Source organism: Psychrobacter sp. FME5 (genome assembly GCF_014861375.1).
GTDB lineage: Bacteria > Pseudomonadota > Gammaproteobacteria > Pseudomonadales > Moraxellaceae > Psychrobacter.
The window spans coordinates 1-408 of sequence record NZ_RRYX01000281.1; the positions used below are offsets into that span (position 1 = coordinate 1).

The 408-nt window shown below is 46.8% G+C and carries 1 pseudogene; it reads left to right on the forward strand.

Features of this window, described 5'->3' with window-relative positions:
• Positions 1-408: pseudogene (locus EI161_RS14685) on the forward strand (ABC transporter substrate-binding protein); the annotation flags it as partial.

The following is a 408-nucleotide window of genomic DNA, read 5'->3' on the forward strand; positions in this document are numbered from 1 at the left end:
GTTTATTGTTAAGCAGTTGCCAGTCGTCTGACGCCACCTCACAAGCACCACAAGCAGTGTCACCTAAAAACAGTCAAAAAACGCCTAAAGTCATGACGCCCGATTGGGGTATTGCGGCGACGCTGACTGCCATGGGATACCCACCAGTTGCTATGGGCGATAAACCTTTCTATAGAGAATGGGTCGGTAAGCCTCTTATACCTGATACAACTCTCGACGTAGGAACACGCTATCAGCCCAACCCTGAAATGTTCTCTCAGTTAGATTTGGATTTGGTCATAGACAACGATTTTTATGCGCACCTGCGTCCTATGTACGGCGATTTGCCTATCCACTCTATTGAATTGACCAGTCCTAACAAAATTGCAAAGTGGGAGGACTTTATAGAACCCACGTTAGAATTGGGCC